Annotated in this window: 15 protein-coding genes and 2 pseudogenes; 7 read left to right on the forward strand and 10 right to left on the reverse strand. The window is 41.7% G+C overall.

Features of this window, described 5'->3' with window-relative positions:
- Positions 1-31 precede the first annotated feature (31 nt).
- The gene (metA, locus tag A3712_RS12370) at positions 32-973 is read left to right on the forward strand and encodes a homoserine O-acetyltransferase MetA (RefSeq protein ID WP_063523684.1); all 942 of its coding nucleotides are present in this window, start codon (positions 32-34) and stop codon (positions 971-973) included.
- A gap of 181 nt (positions 974-1,154) precedes the next feature.
- Positions 1,155-1,895 (forward strand): type IV pilus biogenesis/stability protein PilW, encoded by a 741-nt coding sequence (pilW, locus tag A3712_RS12375; protein WP_063523685.1) that lies wholly within the window; start codon positions 1,155-1,157, stop codon positions 1,893-1,895.
- Between the two features lie 92 nt (positions 1,896-1,987).
- Here pilW and rlmF read toward each other — a convergent pair whose 3' ends face one another.
- Together rlmF and A3712_RS12385 are read right to left on the reverse strand one after the other, a co-directional pair.
- Entirely contained in the window at positions 1,988-3,235 is a 1,248-nt protein-coding gene (gene rlmF / locus A3712_RS12380) for a 23S rRNA (adenine(1618)-N(6))-methyltransferase RlmF (RefSeq protein WP_063523686.1), read from the reverse strand.
- A gap of 4 nt (positions 3,236-3,239) precedes the next feature.
- Positions 3,240-3,737 carry a M48 metallopeptidase family protein gene (locus A3712_RS12385; RefSeq protein WP_063523687.1) on the reverse strand — a complete coding sequence of 166 codons (498 nt, stop codon included), beginning with the start codon at positions 3,735-3,737 and terminating at the stop codon, positions 3,240-3,242.
- Positions 3,738-3,889: 152 nt separating this feature from the next.
- On the opposite strand from A3712_RS12385, the gene A3712_RS12390 reads away from it, so the two are divergent.
- Positions 3,890-4,126, forward strand: coding sequence for a glutaredoxin family protein (locus A3712_RS12390; RefSeq protein ID WP_004741645.1), 237 nt, complete (start codon positions 3,890-3,892; stop codon positions 4,124-4,126).
- A 488-nt stretch (positions 4,127-4,614) separates the two neighbouring features.
- Here the strand turns inward: A3712_RS12390 and A3712_RS12395 are convergent, their stop codons facing one another.
- Positions 4,615-5,487, reverse strand: a complete 873-nt coding sequence (locus tag A3712_RS12395) for a LysR family transcriptional regulator (protein WP_063523688.1) — start codon at positions 5,485-5,487, stop codon at positions 4,615-4,617.
- Positions 5,488-5,597: 110 nt separating this feature from the next.
- Here A3712_RS12395 and A3712_RS12400 point away from each other — a divergent pair, with 110 nt between their 5' ends.
- Both A3712_RS12400 and A3712_RS12405 read left to right on the forward strand, forming a co-directional pair.
- Complete coding sequence (locus A3712_RS12400) at positions 5,598-6,797, forward strand: MFS transporter (protein WP_063523689.1); 1,200 nt, start codon at positions 5,598-5,600, stop codon at positions 6,795-6,797.
- Between the two features lie 85 nt (positions 6,798-6,882).
- A complete protein-coding gene (locus tag A3712_RS12405; RefSeq protein WP_063523690.1) occupies positions 6,883-7,449 on the forward strand; it encodes a DUF1415 domain-containing protein in 567 nt (188 codons plus the stop codon).
- Positions 7,450-7,466: 17 nt separating this feature from the next.
- Here the strand turns inward: A3712_RS12405 and A3712_RS12410 are convergent.
- Positions 7,467-7,884, reverse strand: a pseudogene (locus A3712_RS12410) (GGDEF domain-containing protein); the annotation flags it as partial.
- A 196-nt stretch (positions 7,885-8,080) separates the two neighbouring features.
- Between A3712_RS12410 and A3712_RS12415 the strand changes: the two are divergent.
- Positions 8,081-8,656, forward strand: a complete 576-nt coding sequence (locus A3712_RS12415) for a nucleoside triphosphate pyrophosphohydrolase family protein (RefSeq protein WP_063523691.1) — start codon at positions 8,081-8,083, stop codon at positions 8,654-8,656.
- Positions 8,657-8,756: 100 nt separating this feature from the next.
- Here A3712_RS12415 and A3712_RS12420 read toward each other — a convergent pair whose 3' ends face one another.
- From A3712_RS12420 to A3712_RS12430, 5 genes and pseudogenes are all read right to left on the reverse strand, one after another.
- Positions 8,757-9,245 (reverse strand): GNAT family N-acetyltransferase, encoded by a 489-nt coding sequence (locus A3712_RS12420; protein WP_008217559.1) that lies wholly within the window; start codon positions 9,243-9,245, stop codon positions 8,757-8,759.
- A gap of 291 nt (positions 9,246-9,536) precedes the next feature.
- Positions 9,537-9,710, reverse strand: coding sequence for a hypothetical protein (locus A3712_RS27790; protein WP_197465820.1), 174 nt, complete (start codon positions 9,708-9,710; stop codon positions 9,537-9,539).
- Positions 9,711-9,894: 184 nt separating this feature from the next.
- Positions 9,895-9,999: pseudogene (locus A3712_RS27380) on the reverse strand (lytic polysaccharide monooxygenase); the annotation flags it as partial.
- 65 nt (positions 10,000-10,064) lie between these two features.
- The gene (locus A3712_RS12425) at positions 10,065-11,876 is read right to left on the reverse strand and encodes a hypothetical protein (protein ID WP_231891800.1); all 1,812 of its coding nucleotides are present in this window, start codon (positions 11,874-11,876) and stop codon (positions 10,065-10,067) included.
- 775 nt (positions 11,877-12,651) lie between these two features.
- Complete coding sequence (locus tag A3712_RS12430; protein WP_082856232.1) at positions 12,652-12,882, reverse strand: hexameric tyrosine-coordinated heme protein; 231 nt, start codon at positions 12,880-12,882, stop codon at positions 12,652-12,654.
- Positions 12,883-13,401: 519 nt separating this feature from the next.
- Between A3712_RS12430 and A3712_RS12435 the strand changes: the two genes are divergently transcribed.
- The gene (locus A3712_RS12435; RefSeq protein WP_063523693.1) at positions 13,402-13,866 is read left to right on the forward strand and encodes a hypothetical protein; all 465 of its coding nucleotides are present in this window, start codon (positions 13,402-13,404) and stop codon (positions 13,864-13,866) included.
- A gap of 538 nt (positions 13,867-14,404) precedes the next feature.
- Here A3712_RS12435 and A3712_RS12440 read toward each other — a convergent pair.
- Entirely contained in the window at positions 14,405-15,445 is a 1,041-nt protein-coding gene (locus tag A3712_RS12440) for a BspA family leucine-rich repeat surface protein (protein WP_063523694.1), read from the reverse strand.
- Positions 15,446-15,467 lie beyond the last annotated feature (22 nt).

Raw genomic sequence — 15,467 nt, forward strand, 5'->3', positions numbered from 1 at the left:
ACGTCTACATATCTAGCTTAGGGAGAAAGCTGTGCCTATCCGCATTCCAGACCAATTGCCAGCGAGCGATGTTCTTCGTGAAGAAAACATCTTTGTTATGCCACTATCAAGAGCATCGACACAGGAAATCCGTCCACTCCGAGTCTTGATCCTCAACCTAATGCCGAAGAAGATTGAAACCGAAACTCAATTCTTGCGCCTTCTATCGAACAGCCCGTTGCAAGTGGATGTTGAACTGCTTCGAATCGATGACCGTCCAAGTAAAAACACACCGACTGAGCACCTCGATAACTTTTACCGTCAATTTGAGGTGGTAAAGAACCGTAACTTTGATGGATTGATCATCACAGGTGCACCATTGGGTTTGGTGCCGTTTGAAGATGTTATCTACTGGGACCACCTTAAAACCATCATGGAGTGGGCTAACAAGCACGTTACCTCGACTCTTTATGTATGCTGGGCTGCTCAAGCGGGATTGAAATTGCTGTATGACTTACCGAAGCGTACTCGCAAAGAGAAGCTGTCGGGCGTCTACAACCACGAGATCCACAAGCCTTACCACCCTATTCTGCGTGGTTTTGATGACACCTTCTTAGCGCCACACGCCCGCTATGCGGACTTCTCGCCTGAGTACATAGCAGAGCACACCGACCTAGATGTGCTTGCGACTTCAGATGTCGCCGGTGTGTATCTCGCAGCAACGAAAGACAAGCGAAACGTGTTTGTGACCGGTCACCCTGAGTACGATGCGCATACGCTTCACAACGAATACATCCGTGATTTGGGCGAAGGCATGGAGCCAATCATCCCTATTAACTACTATCCAAACAATAACCCAGACAACAAACCGATCGCGAGCTGGCGAAGTCACGGGCACTTACTGTTCTCAAACTGGCTAAACTACTGCGTTTACCAACAAACGCCTTACGATTTAGATCACTTCAGCGAAGAGAACTTCACCAAAGACGATTAATTATTCGCGGATTTATCAAAGATACATTGTTGCGCCCAACAAGCTGTTTACTTCTATGGCGTTGAAAACATGCTTATTGGGCGCAGCTTTTTTATGGAGAGTGGATCGCATTCCACCATAGATTAACCACCTTATGTTTACTAATTTCATATGATTGTCTGGTGTTCATAAGGAGCTTCATATGTCTGCCAAGTCATTGTTTTCAAATCCCCTATCCTCAGCTCTAATTGCCTCTATCTCATTGTCTGGCTGTGTATCTGTAACAGAAGGACCACCGAAAATAGAAAGCGATCCTATTGCGATGTCAGAATCTCGCATTGAATTAGGTTTGGGGTATATGGGCCAAGGCAACATGGTAAGGGCACGTGAAAACCTAGAACTTGCTATCAAACATGCACCGAGTTATTACCGTGCTCGGCTCTCTATGGCCCATTACTACGAACAAGTGGGTGAAGTCGATGAAGCGAGATCTGCGTATCGAAAAGCGTTAAGCCTAGACTCAAGAAACGGCAACGTGCTCAATAACTACGGGACGTTTTTGTGTAAGCAAGGCGAGTATAAACAGGCCGATAAGTACTTTAATCGCGCCATTGACCAGCCATACTACTACTTAGTATCGGCCAGTTATGAGAACGCAGCTTTTTGCGCATTCAAGGCAGGTAATACAGAACAAGCCAAGTACTACTTCACCCGCGCCATTGACCATGACCCGAACCGAGTAAAGTCGATATTACAGCTATCTAAAATTGAAGTGAGCGAAGCCGATTATAATGACGCTAGACTTCGTCTGTTTAAGTTCCACCAGCGGTATGGCTATCAAATTCCATCGCTTCAAATCTTAGTCGATCTCGAAAAGAAAGCCGGAAACCATTCGCTTGAGAAGAAGTACCAAAATAAATTGGATGAATTGCTCTCTGCTTAACCCAAATCTGGTAAAAAACGGGCTTGTTAATTGAACAACAAGCTCGAATTCAATAGAGTTAAAGATACTTTCGAGTTTTGACGTGTGAACCGTTATTTAAGCGCGATCCACTGTTGTCTTTGCTCGTCGTCCATAAAAGTCCATGCTACAAAGCGACTCACTTTCTGGCCTTGAGACATCTCTACCACTTTCACTTGTTTCGCTTTGAGCTTGCCAAGTTCTGAACGAATCATATCGACGTTGTCTTTCTTCGAAATCAGCGTTGTAAACCACAGCACTTGAGTCGCAAACAGTTGGCTCTCTCTTGCCATTTTCATGATGAATGCCGCTTCACCACCTGGGCACCATAACTCCGCTTTTTGGCCGCCAAAGTTTAAGGTTGGCTTATTTTGCTTGGCTTTTTTCGCTTCAGGTTTGAACGTTTGACCCGCTTTCTTAGCTCGGTTTGACGCAAGGTTATCTAATTTGCGCTGTGTCCCCTTTTCCGCTTCCTCTAGAGAGCTGTGGAATGGAGGGTTGCAAATAGTGACATCGTAACGTTCGTTATCTTTGATTACACCCTTAAAGATTGATTCAGAGTCTTTTTGCAGACGTGCTTTGATCTTACCCTTTAAATTAACGTTACTTTCAGCAATGAAATTCGCGGCCTTCACCGACACTGGGTCAACATCACTACCTGTGCAACGCCATTTGTATTCTGTGGCACCAATAATTGGGTAGATACAGTTCGCACCAACACCGATGTCTAGCGCTTTCACTGATTGATGAGTATAAGGTTCGCACTGACCATCGCTATTAAGGATGTCTGCTACTCTGTGAATGTAGTCCGCTCGACCAGGAATTGGCGGGCACAAGTATCCAGCCGGTATATCCCAGTGCTTAACACCATAGTGATGCGCCAATAACGCTTTGTTGAGTAGTTTAACCGCCAAAGGTTCAGAGAAATTGATCGTATCTTCACCTACTGGGTTCTTAACTAAGTGAACTTTTAATTCTGGTAAAGCTGCAACCAATAGCTCGAAGTCGTAACGCCCTGTATGTTGGTTTCTTGGGTGTAAACCCGCTGCTGGCTTTACGGTATTCTTATTGCGTTGTGAACCAGCAGTGCGCTTCGAGTCAGAAGGCTTTTGAGAGCAGCTCGATCTTTTGGGTGCGTTCATATTAGAAGTGCCTTTTTTAAAGGGAGCTTTGCCCTTCCCGCCTTTGTTGTTGCTTGGTTTACCAGAAGCTCGCTTGGCTTTGTTCTGTCCAGTCGCTTTTGAATCCGCACTGTTACGGTTTATATCAGAAGCACTGTTTTTTGATAGGCTTAGCGTGGTTCTTTTTTGTGATTGGCTCATTGGGCTACTTCTTTAAATCTAGATAAATCATGAACAAACGGGCATCTAACTCTAATTGATGATATTCCGGTTCCATGTGACAGCATAGTTGGTAAAAAGCTTTGTCGTGGTCTTTCTCTTTGATGTGTGCCAGTTCATGTACCACCAACATTCTCAACAAAGGTTCAGGGGCATTACGAAACACATTGGCAATACGAATCTCATTCTTCGACTTGATCTTTCCACCGTGGTGCTTGGCAACATAAGAATGCAGACCTAACGCATTATTGATTAGGTGGATCTTGCCATCATAAATCACCTTACTAATGGGTGGTGTTTTCTTCATATAGCGATTTTTAATCTCAATCGCATAATCAAACAGGGCTTTCTCGCTTTTTATTTCGTGATTCTTTGGATAGCGAGCTTCAAACCACGGCACCAATTTTCCTGACTCAACAAGCTGAGTAACAGGATCGATAATGTGTTTAGGATAGCCTTGAATATAGCGTATTGAAGGATGCATGCTGAAAGACCGTACAAGTTGCGTCACATCAAAACGTTGTGACGTCGAAATTGAGCCTCATAGTGTAACTGATCACACTTTTCTAATCACCTAGGATTCGTTACACTTTAACGAGATTCACCAAGAGCTAGACTCAAAAAGAGACTGTATAGATGAAACGTGTTGTATTGTACGTGGCAGACAAATGCCCGCACTGTAAAGATGCCCAAAGATATTTGGACTCTAAGAAAATTGTTTACCGCTTAACGAATGCCAAGATGCAACGCGGCCGTAAAGAATTACAAGCGATGGGCGCTCGCTCTATCCCGGTGCTTAAAATCGGTGACCAGATTATGGTCGGATGGAACCAAAAGAACTTCGATAAGATGTATAACTCAAAAAACACTTAACACTATGTAAGTTGCTATACCTCTTTACAACAAAGCCCGAATATCTCACCCAAGATATTCGGGCTTTGTGCTATCAGTATCGGAAACCAAGGTCTACCTTTTCCTTTTCGCCATTATCCTTTTACCTTCAGGGGGCTAGGCTTGCCTAATTGATTAATTTAAGGGTAGCTAATATCTCCCAGCCAAAGCTTGTCAACCATATTGTAAAGCACACATTTTTCATAGAACAATATAATCGACGAATTAATTTTCAAACGGGCTCATTACTCTCATCTCAATAACTAGCCTTTTATTTTAAGGCTAGTATTGCAATTGCTGCATTTATATCGGCCTTTGATTCCAAACACTCGTCGAGAAACGTTCTACGAATTTGTATTGATTTTTGCTCCGTTCATCCGCATTTCATAGTCCCTCAGTAACTACAAAAAGTACTGGTATCATTTAACCGGAATTCACAACAAATAAATTAGAAACTGTTAATATCTGCGTCACACATGTTGTTTAACGAAATCGATAAAGGTTCTGTCAGCCTTAGACAAATAACCCTCTTTTCGCCACGCCAAAGATAGATTGAGTTTTACAGGGTCTTTAAATGGCACACCAACCACGTCGTCCTCATACTCTGTTACCAAGCTAAGCAATGCGGTAATGGCGAACTCGCGCTTTACAATAGAAAGAATCATTGGCAACAAGTTAGTCTCGAATGCGATGGTCATATCTAAATCGTATTTTTTACAAGTCGCGTCGATGAAATCACGATGGAAGTACCCTGATTTAAACATTATTAGCTCTTGCTCAAAAAACTCTTCAAAGGTGATGGATGACTGTGACGCCAATGGGTGTTCTTTACCGACAACGGCTAACATTTCAGAGCTGAGCAAATGGTCGGTTTCTAGGTCATCCGGTACATTTTCATGATTGATAACACCGATATCGAGTTCTCCGTTTAATAACATTTCGCGAATCGAAGCCGTGCCCGCATCAATCAACGTCAACTTGAGATTTGGGTACTGGCTTTTAAATGCCATAACAACTTGTGGAAAGAAGTAACTCCCCATCATACTTGGCGCGCCTAAACGTACCTCCCCTTTTTCCATGCCTTTCAATTCATTCATCGCCAACTCGGCGTCATCAAACTGCTGTGCGATACGCTTGGCATGCTCAAGCAGTACTTTTCCTTCTTCCGTTAGAGTGACCGATTTATCTCCTCTTCGAAACAGAATCAGATCAAGTGTTTCCTCGAGTTTTTTAATGGATATGCTTAAAGCTGGCTGAGCAATATGTAACGCTTTTGCTGCTTGGGTAAAGTTGCCAAACTGAGCTACGGTGAGAAAATGTCGAAGGGGTTTTGATTCAAGCATAGTGATATATTAAATATATGGATATGATATTTTTAATATATTTCTTTAATCATCATTGTGCTGATAACTTGTTCACAAATAGCTTAACTCCTCGCATAGGCACAAGATAAATGTTCGATAAAGGCAGCACTCAATACAAACGGATCACTCAATCATTAGCGATTGGTTCATTTACCATTTTCTGTAATCTTTATGTGTTTCAACCTATCCTGCCGCACATGGCTCAGCACTTCCAAGTGTCTGAAACCCAAATCAACTGGCTATTTGCTGCAACCACACTTGGGTTATCGATTAGCTTAGTACCGTGGGCAATCGCTTCAGAGTCCTTTGGTCGAAAACCTATCATTCTATTTAGCCTTTTTGCCATTCCAATGATTGGTTTAGGCATGGCATTTACCACCACGCTTTTACAACTCGTGATTGCTAGAGCATTAATGGGGATCGCGGTCGCAGCTTTCGCCGGTGTTGCTGTCGCCTATATGGTGGAGGAGCTCACGCCCAAAGCCTTTGCAGTCGCGATTGGTGGCTATATTGCTGCCAACTCATTGGGAGGGATTTTTGGTCGTGTATTAGGCGGATTACTGACAGACTATTTCGATTGGCACGCTACCGTGCTGATTTTTGTGGTGGGCTCGCTATTAGGCGCTTTATTTATTGCCTATCGACTACCAGACCAGCAAAACTTCAAGCCGCAAAAAGGGCTGTTCTTTCATCATAATCGCTCAGTTATGATGCATTTACGCAACCGTACCATGTGGCTTGCTATGTTGATTGGTGGAGCCAACTTCGCTCTGTTCGTTAACCTGTATTCCGTAATGGGCTTTCGATTGGTGTCAGAACCTCACTCCGTTCCAGTTGGCTTAGCATCACTGATCTTTCTCTGCTACCTAGCGGGTACCGTCAGCTCGAAGCTGTCTAACAAATGGACGCTACGTTTCGACCCGTTAAATGGAATGCTGCTCGGTGTGTGTGTAAGCTTGCTGGGAATGCTGGTCTCTGCGGTTGATGAAATTCCTTTCATGCTTGCAGGGTTATTGCTGATAAGTGGCGGGGCTTTCTTCTCGCATACCCTAGCCTACTCTTGGGTCAGTCAAAAAGCACCAAGCGCCAAAGCGACGGCAACAGCGCTATACCTTGTGCACTATTATATTGGCGGCAGCTTAGGCGGGTTCTTACTCTTATACAGCTGGCAGTTATTTGGATGGAATGGCGTGATTGCCGGAGGCTCAGTCTTCTATGTCGCGATATTTGCTTGGGTCTACCAGTTGAAACAACTACAAGTTTCGACATCTAAACTCGCTGAAGCTTAGAAACAACAGCATTTTTAAGACAATTAGTGCTTTTGATCAACAACCGTTCTGATATCCTACGCAAAATTTCATTTCGGAACCTGTTATGTCGAACACTCAAAACACTGATCTTCAAACCATCCATCACCAAGTAAAACAATGGTTAGACGATGTTGTTATTGGCCTAAACCTGTGCCCATTTGCAGCAAAGCCACAACGTAATAAGCAGATTAAGATCTTTGTGAGTGGAGCAGAAACCGAAGAGGCATTACTAGAAGATATCATGACTCAATTTGTGGAGTTGGATAACACACCAGTCGCTGAGCTAGAAACGACTCTGGTGGTTGTTCCTAACATGCTGCAAGATTTCTTCGACTACAATATGTTCATCGATTGGGTAGAAGCTTTAATTAAGCAGCAAGACTGGGAAGGCGTTTACCAAGTGGCGACCTTCCATCCTGATTACTGTTTTGGCGGTGCGGATCCTGAAGACGATGAAAACCTAACCAACCGCTCCCCTTATCCGGTTTACCATTTAATTCGTGAAGCGAGCATGGAAAAGGTGTTGAAGCATTACCCTAACCCTGAAGCGATTCCAGATACCAACATCGCTCGTGTTGAATCGTTAACGCCAGAAGAGCGACGTAAACTGTTCCCGTACCTGTTTAGTTAAGTTCTCAGCTCTCAAGATTAATCATCTAAATATTGGTAATACGGACGAGACACGAACTGATCTCGTCCATTTTTTTGCAACATACAAACACTCATCGGCCACTTTAATCAATGAGTCTAACGCCGACATTCGTTCATTCCTTGTTTCATCAAAACTTAATTCGAAATGGCAAGCACCAATAGAGATAGTAATAGGCTTTCGATCAAGATTAATCTTCTTCACTTCCTCAAGCAGCGTCGCAAGCTTATCCTCAACCGTGTTGACTGGCGTACTCGGGTACCAAATCACAAACTCTTCACCACCAAAGCGAGCAACAAACTCACCTTCTTGAGCATTACTACTCAACACATTGGCCACTTTCTTTAGCACAACATCGCCCATTTGATGACCATAGCCGTCGTTCACTGACGTAAAGAAATCAATATCAACCACGGCTGCCTAAGTGAGCGACAACATTAATATTTCTAATATAAACGAGAGTAAAAAGTAGAAAATCATAATCATCAATTGATTTGCGTGGAAAATACCTCATTGGTCCAATGAATAAAAATCGAGTTCTTCGACTTTGCGTTAGCACCCTATTCCTACCTTTGTTAAAATAACCCATTAACGAAACAGAATGGATAGGAATATGAACCTTTCTCAACTAAACCAAGAAATCTACGATCACCTTTACCGCGATATTGAAGAGTTCCGCAATACTTTTGATCTGCCTGTTGCTTCTCCTGAAACAATGGATGAAAAAGGCGATACGCTACATACCTCTCTAGCGATCGAAGAGCTGACAGAATTGGCAGAAGCTGACTCTAAAATCGAACAAGCGGACGCTATTGTAGACAGCGTTTATGTTTTGATGGGACGTTTGGTTCACCTTGGTCAATCTAATGTAGAAGACAACCTAGCGATCAGCTACCTGATCGATCTTCTGTTGAACGTTGCTAAAAACCGCTCAATCGACTTCTTACCTTGCTGGGATGAAGTACACTCAAGCAACATGAGTAAAGTATGTCGTAACGAGACAGAATACGCAGAGACTGAAGCTTTCTATGCTGGACAGAACATCAAGCTATTGGCGGTTCAAAAAGGTGAATACATCATCGCTAAATGTGCGGAAGATTTCGTATCTGAAGGTAAAACAGTTCGCCAAGGTAAAGTTCTGAAATCAGTGCATTACCGCCCAGCAAACCTTGAGCCACTAACGGCTTAAGTGCATCAAATATTGGCTTTTAAGTAAGCAGCCAACTGAAATAGCAAACGCCACGTTATAACAACGTGGCGTTTTATTATCTATTAATCGAACCTAGACCTTATACCAGTCGCGCCATATGGTAAGCCGCCACATATTCGCCATTTCTGAAGGCAAACCCTGCTGACTCCCCTTCAATCACGAAGCCAAACTTCTTATATAGGCTGATCGCTCGTTCGTTATCGGTATAGACGGTGAGTTCCAGTCGTTTGATGTTAATCCAGTTGTCACATAAGTCGATTGCCGTTGCGAGTAATTGACTACCTACACCTCTGCCTAAAACATCGTCTTTAACACCCATACCAAAAGAAGCGACATGACGCCTTCTTGGGTTTACACACACTTCTAAACCTAGGTTACCAACAATTTCTCCGTCCAATAACGCGACATAAGAGTACACATTATCTGGAACATTTGAGATTCGTTTTTGCCAAGTTTCCAAAGATGGATTTGGGAGTTGCAGCGTACCGGTATAAGCATTAGTGCATTCGTAAACTTCTTTTATTCCCTTTGCATCTGACGGTTCAGAGCGTCTCACTACAATACTCATCGCAACTCCTACTGTTATTATTTTTTGCTAAATCTGAAGTACACTTTTTTGTGCACCTAGACACACTATCAAATAGTAAATATTTAACAATAGGTTAGATAAAATTGTTTCTATTTAACAATTTAGTAAATATGAGTATCAACGAGGCGAGCCAATGATTTGAATGAAACATTAATGGTTGATGCTAAAAAGTTAACTCAGAAAGGCTACATTGCGCTAATGGTATATACACAGATGAGGCAACATGGGCACAAACTTCTGTGCCCAGTGCTTATAAATTATATCTTGAGGTTAGTCACGCTCGCATTGAACTTGCATGACTTTTAAATCGGTAGTGTTTAACTTCTTAGCTAGAGCTGCACCTTCTTGGTTACATTCTTCAAGGCTCGTGAATTGCGTGTTCACTTCCATTTCAGCCGTAGCGCCACCCATCATTAAGCTAAGAATTAGTGTTAGTTCGTACATTATTAGCCCTCTTTCGAGCTAATAAGCATCCATTTAAATAAGATAAAGTGACTCATGTTTTTCCTATGCACTTGTCGCGTTTGCATAATTCTAGTCAATCCTTCCAACTGAGTTTTACCATTTCGTGCTACGAGATCATAAACACCTTGAACAAAAAATGACGCTACATCTCTGTAGCGCCATTTTGGATAAGATCTAAGTCACCCCAAGCCAAACCTTTACTCAGGTCTGCATTTGGTTTGGTTAGGTAAAACTCCCAAAATGAAGGGTTGTGCGGGGCGTTAGAATTGATAGACCGTAAGAAGCACAAGGCTTATACTTCAGCGCCCTGTTAATGAAATTATCAAATTGGGACTAAAGTAACGCTACGATACCAGCAACCTCCAAAGCTTCCATTGCTGCTGCAGAAAACTCTTCTGCAGTCATCCCGACTTGGTAGGAACTATGAATGGCAGTAGTTGCAGCCTGACTTACGTCTTCTATGACTGAACTCCAACCAACACCTGCGAGGCTTGTTGAGTTGTAGATGAACGGCAGACTATCAACGATAGACTGTTCAAAACCGTTGGTAACCGCAAACCTGGCAACAAATTCGCCTACTCCCATAAGACCAGCATCGCCAGCTTCAAACTCACTAGCACTGTGAAGAATAATTACAGATTCATGCTCAGCTACAACTGCATTTGCTTCATCAGTACCAACAATGACACTTATACTATTCACATACTGACTGATCCCTGGGATAGCGTCTTCTTCCCTCAATAAGTACGAATCTAACTGCCTAACAAAACTTGCAGCAGCCTCTTGAGAGTCAAACTTGATGACAGTTTGTTCTTCTATAGGCGCGATATCTGAAACCGTTTTTGTGATGTATGTCGCGCTCTCATCAAATGGGAGCTGATTGGCTGGCAAACCAGTGTGGAGTTCTTTAAATCCCATATCAGTCATAAAGTTAAGATCGGACTCTGAAATCTGATTCTCAAAATATTCAGCGCCATACTCTCTAGTAGGAAAGGTTAAATAATTTTCTAAAGCTTGCTTACCACCATTTCCTTGCAGGATCTCATACATATCATCGAAAGCAGCATTCAGTTTCATAGCGTCAGTACCAGGACCAACTGTAGTTGCAGAATATCCAAGAGCTTGGAATACATCTTGAAAAACACCTTTGCGAGCCAGATAAACTGTCGTCCCAGCAAGCGCAGCAACGCTCACGCCAGCAGTGGCGATAACCGCAACTTTACCTGGCTGAAGGCCTTTATCTGCTGTCACATCATCATAAACCATTATGTTAGAGAGCATTGTTGGTGATGTCTGCTGACCACTGTTCGTTCTAGCAAGATTTGTGAAACTTAAGATAGTTTGTTCTTGCGTTGCTACAAACTGCAGTTCAACCTTTTCCCAATGATTTCGGCCGTTTTCGTTGTTATCCCACGGTGCATCTACAACCCCATAAACGCCCCCAGACCAAAACTCTTCTTGAATTAAAGGATGCGCTTTAGTGATTAGCGCATCCTCCCCCCCTATGGACACACGTGTATTTAGTGGTTGATATGTATAAGAGAGTCCGGGATGCTTAACAAATTCACCAGTGATGTCAAAAGAAAGCGTATAGCGCTGCCCAGGTACGGTTTGAAGTATCGTTTTAATTGTTGCTTGGCTATGAGGTTTGCCGACAATAAGTGTAAAACCACCCGAAGTTGCCATTGCACTATCCAGGTGTGCCAACTGTCCAAATGGCTCAATCGGACTTACACAGGTAGAGTCAAGTGCCTCCAAACACCACTCCTCAACTTTCCCGCCCAATATAGCGAACCTTGGGTTCAACACTAACTGATGCTTTAAATAATATTGTATTGATTCAGCTACCTCTTGTTTTACTGCATCACGGTTAACACGGTTTTCATCATAAAAAGGATTATTCTTATCAATAGTTTCAATTTGATTTAAGTAAGACTTAGATAAAGTATCTAACTTATTTCTAGGACCATTATTTAACACGAAGTTGAAAGTTAATTCAGATTCTCTAGAAAGCTGACTATTGGCTTTAAACTTATGTTCATGTGAACTGTTGAGTGTAGGAAAGGTATTGTGATCAGCAAATGCAGAATACTGGACCATGGCTAATGATATGCCCAGTGCTAGCTTATTTATAGTAATATTCATATGTTTTCTCAGTATTTGATTTATTGGATTGATTACAGTGCAAACACAAATTAAAAGTATTTATGCTAATAAGGGTTGTTTTTAACGAACAAATCATCAAAAAAACAACCCAAACACCCAGAGGCATACAAAGAACATATGCAACGCAAACATCACACAAATAAATCAATATAGCGAGGTAATTATTTTATTTTATGATAAAATAACTGTCACCTTGATTTTTTATGCATCCAAATAGCTTTGAAGTAAAACAATTGTTATCAAATACAGACTGTTGTTAACATTAAAATTTCGAGAAGTAGTATATAAAAGAGAATAAGATCGGGTAGAAATCGGCGATAAACCCTCACGCGGAAATAAAACTTAGGGTTTTATTGATTGATAAAAATAACAATTTAAAACAATGATTTGCAACTAAATCAATTGAGAAGTGGCGACAATATGGCGGCGACTTTATTGCCCATCTAACCACTCTATATCTGATGTTTGACGTGCTCTAACATCAATCGGGATAGTTAATACGAGGCCTGAAAAAGGGTTAATTTGTCATTTGCCAGTTACAAACATTTGAAACTCATTTTTGGACAAAAATGTGCTAGCGCTTTCTCTAAATTAGAAAACCTATTGCAAAGCAAGTTATTAATAGCCAGTGCGATGAGTAAAATCACACTAGCGAGAGGATTGGTTTATGTTAGGTGCGCACTAAGTATCGTTTGGCAAACCGAACCACCAATGGGTAAAAAACGTTGTAAAATGGCTTATACAACCATAAGGCTTAACTATCTCTCCAATAGTTATTGGCTTGAGATACTGTCTGAAAATGCATTGCGATTGTCTTTGATGACTCGATAAGCAACGATGCACTTTCTGAGTATTCAGGCCTTAATTTATGTAAAACCTCCATATCTGGTTGAGTTTTCTTCACCCCCATTCTGCTCAATTTAATCGCCAGTTCAAAACCCTCACTAGGCGTTGCCGTCATTAAGCTAGGTAACCATTGCTCCATTATTTATTCCTTTGTTATTAGATGATGGAGGATTATTAATAACACCCTTAAACTGATAACGCCAGCTTTAAGATTAAGCGTACCACATGAATGAACGTTCATTCACCTCGAACTAAGTGAATTATGAATAATGAATAATGAATGATCGCTCATTCGTTTCGCACTAATTCCTATTATGGTAAATGTATGTGTTTGCTATCAAAAATTGCCATAAGTAAAACTTCAGCTCTATCAAGCCTCTGGACAAAACTGAGTTGGGCGCTTCGGCCCAAATCCATCTTTCGGATAAGTTACAGCAATGCAAAACGCAGAACGGTACCGTTTGCTAAAGTGCCGTTAGTGAACAGAAACACACAATAACGAGCGTTGCGCAAATGGATTTTTTAAATTTTGATTGCCTATTTTGTCAAGATAAGCCGCTAGTTATGCAAGGTAGCTCGCAAACTGAAGTCTATGGGCAATACTGTTATCATTCTGAATATAGGTGATAAATTAACAATTGATTAGGTAATGTCGATTATGGATGAGTTAGAAATTATCCCTCTTTGTGGTGCTGGGAAAATTCGTCTAGGTATGAATAAAGTGGAGATAAGAGAAGCTATAGGTAGTATCCCTGAGAACATTCCTGCTCACTCTAACTCTGGGATTGAGTTCCCAGAAAACGACTATTTTCTTGAAAGCGCGATTCAAATTACATACTCCAAGGATACTGGCTTAGTGGATTGGATTGGCTTCAACGACAACATTCCGCTTAAATTACTTTTTCAAGGTGTCGATTTGTTCTCACTAGAGGTGAGTGATGTTATTACACATGTAAAAAAATACGGAAAGCTCGATGAAAGCGACCCAGAGATTGGCTACTCGTATAGCTTTCCTGAACTAGGCATCTGCTTTTGGAGATCTTCAATAACTGAAGAATTGATACAAGAGATGGCTGAAGTTGAAGAAGGTGACAAGGAATGGTTGCAGATGGACATAGAATAATCTAGGCACTTCCAGCAAGTATCTATTTTTAAATAGCTTTGTATAGATAACGCCCCCCAAAAAAAGTTAGGTTAAAAATTTAGCCAACGTACTCCAAGCCCAAGATGAATAGCAAGTTAGCTCTAAATATTAACGGGTGAACGAAATTGGGAGAAACTTTCCAACTCGTCTCGGCTTACTTTCAAGCTTGGATGGTCGAGAAGGTAGTGACAAGATTCATCGGCTGAAAATCTCGTAAACTCAGAAAGGGTTATTAGTCACTATGGTAGAAGTCAGAATTATTGCGCTATTCAGGCGTAACTTCGAATGGGGCACTTCTGAGTTACGAATACCACCTGTGAAACTTTTGGACAAATCTTATTAGGGCAATTACTCAAGCTAGAAAAATACAGATAATTTTTAGTATTTGAAAGTCACTTCGTGATATGTCCGGTTCTGTGGGCACGGATCACTCTTTTTCCTGAATAACTCAACCAACAAAAAAGCCAGTGCTGAACCAATCAACACTGGCTTTTGTTTAGTTAAACCGATGAGAGGGTTAGTCTACAAAATACGGTAGTTGTTCTTCAGTCAGAGTACTGTCTCTCGCAAAATCAGTGTGGTCTGTTACCTTATTCACATTCCAGCGGGTTAAACTTTGGGAAAAAACTTTATTCTGTTCAAACATTTTTTTCATACTAGTCACATTCGATGTATCCCAATAACCTATATTTTGGTTGAATGATTTTGTGGCTTCGAACATCCAGCTCATATCCGTCACATTTGACGTATCCCATTCACCGATATCTTGATTAAATGCTTGTGCCTTCCAGAACAGGCCTCCCATATTGGTCACATTCGATGTGTCCCAATCACCGATTTCTTGGTTAAATACTTGTGTACTCGCGAACACGCCATACATATATTTGACATTCGACGTATCCCAATCACCAATATCTTGGTTAAAGGCACTTGCACTATCAAACATCACATCTATCCTCGTAACATTCGATGTATCCCAATGTCCTATGTCTGCATTAAAAACTCGTGCACTCTTAAACATCGCAGCCATGTTCGTAACATTCGATGTATCCCAGTGGCCTATATCTTGGTTAAAAGCCCCTGCATTGTTAAACATCATAGCCATATCCGTCACTTTCGACGTATCCCAATGACCTATATCTTGATTGAATGTACTAGCTCCATAAAACATTTGGCGCATTCCTGTGACATTCGATGTATCCCAATCACCAATATCTTGGTTAAAGGCTCTTGCATAACTAAACATCCCAGCCATCCTCTCAACATTAGATGTATCCCAATCGCTAATATCAGCGTTAAACGCTTCGCGATCTCTAAAAACGTCTTTCATATCCGTAACCTTTGTGGTGCAAAATCCTATGAGGCCTTGCTCTAATTTATCGAGCAACGTCTCGTTTTTTATCAGGGTGTTATCCACCACCACATAGACTTGACCATTTTCAAGCATCACTGAGTTAACGGCTTGGTCGGGGCATTTTATTGAGATATCAGCGGCAAATGCGGTTTGGCTAGCAAGCGCGACGGCGCCCACGAGAAGTGAGGTTATGGTTCTTTTCATTGTATTTTCCTAGGGTTGAGTA

Source organism: Vibrio sp. HI00D65 (assembly GCF_001635455.1).
Taxonomy (GTDB): Bacteria; Pseudomonadota; Gammaproteobacteria; order Enterobacterales; family Vibrionaceae; genus Vibrio.

Excerpts from the sequence above, each read along its gene's own strand:
- A3712_RS12395 (WP_063523688.1), bottom strand. The coding sequence starts at position 5,487 with ATGCTTGAATCAAAACCCCTTCGACATTTTCTCACCGTAGCTCAGTTT.
- A3712_RS12440 (WP_063523694.1), bottom strand. The coding sequence starts at position 15,445 with ATGAAAAGAACCATAACCTCACTTCTCGTGGGCGCCGTCGCGCTTGCT.
- A3712_RS12420 (WP_008217559.1), bottom strand. The coding sequence starts at position 9,245 with ATGAGTATTGTAGTGAGACGCTCTGAACCGTCAGATGCAAAGGGAATA.
- A3712_RS12430 (WP_082856232.1), bottom strand. The coding sequence starts at position 12,882 with ATGGAGCAATGGTTACCTAGCTTAATGACGGCAACGCCTAGTGAGGGT.
- A3712_RS12405 (WP_063523690.1), top strand. The coding sequence starts at position 6,883 with ATGTCGAACACTCAAAACACTGATCTTCAAACCATCCATCACCAAGTA.
- A3712_RS12415 (WP_063523691.1), top strand. The coding sequence starts at position 8,081 with ATGAACCTTTCTCAACTAAACCAAGAAATCTACGATCACCTTTACCGC.
- A3712_RS12390 (WP_004741645.1), top strand. The coding sequence starts at position 3,890 with ATGAAACGTGTTGTATTGTACGTGGCAGACAAATGCCCGCACTGTAAA.
- A3712_RS12385 (WP_063523687.1), bottom strand. The coding sequence starts at position 3,737 with ATGCATCCTTCAATACGCTATATTCAAGGCTATCCTAAACACATTATC.
- A3712_RS27790 (WP_197465820.1), bottom strand. The coding sequence starts at position 9,710 with ATGTACGAACTAACACTAATTCTTAGCTTAATGATGGGTGGCGCTACG.
- rlmF (WP_063523686.1), bottom strand. The coding sequence starts at position 3,235 with ATGAGCCAATCACAAAAAAGAACCACGCTAAGCCTATCAAAAAACAGT.
- A3712_RS12425 (WP_231891800.1), bottom strand. The coding sequence starts at position 11,876 with ATGAATATTACTATAAATAAGCTAGCACTGGGCATATCATTAGCCATG.
- pilW (WP_063523685.1), top strand. The coding sequence starts at position 1,155 with ATGTCTGCCAAGTCATTGTTTTCAAATCCCCTATCCTCAGCTCTAATT.
- A3712_RS12400 (WP_063523689.1), top strand. The coding sequence starts at position 5,598 with ATGTTCGATAAAGGCAGCACTCAATACAAACGGATCACTCAATCATTA.
- A3712_RS12435 (WP_063523693.1), top strand. The coding sequence starts at position 13,402 with ATGGATGAGTTAGAAATTATCCCTCTTTGTGGTGCTGGGAAAATTCGT.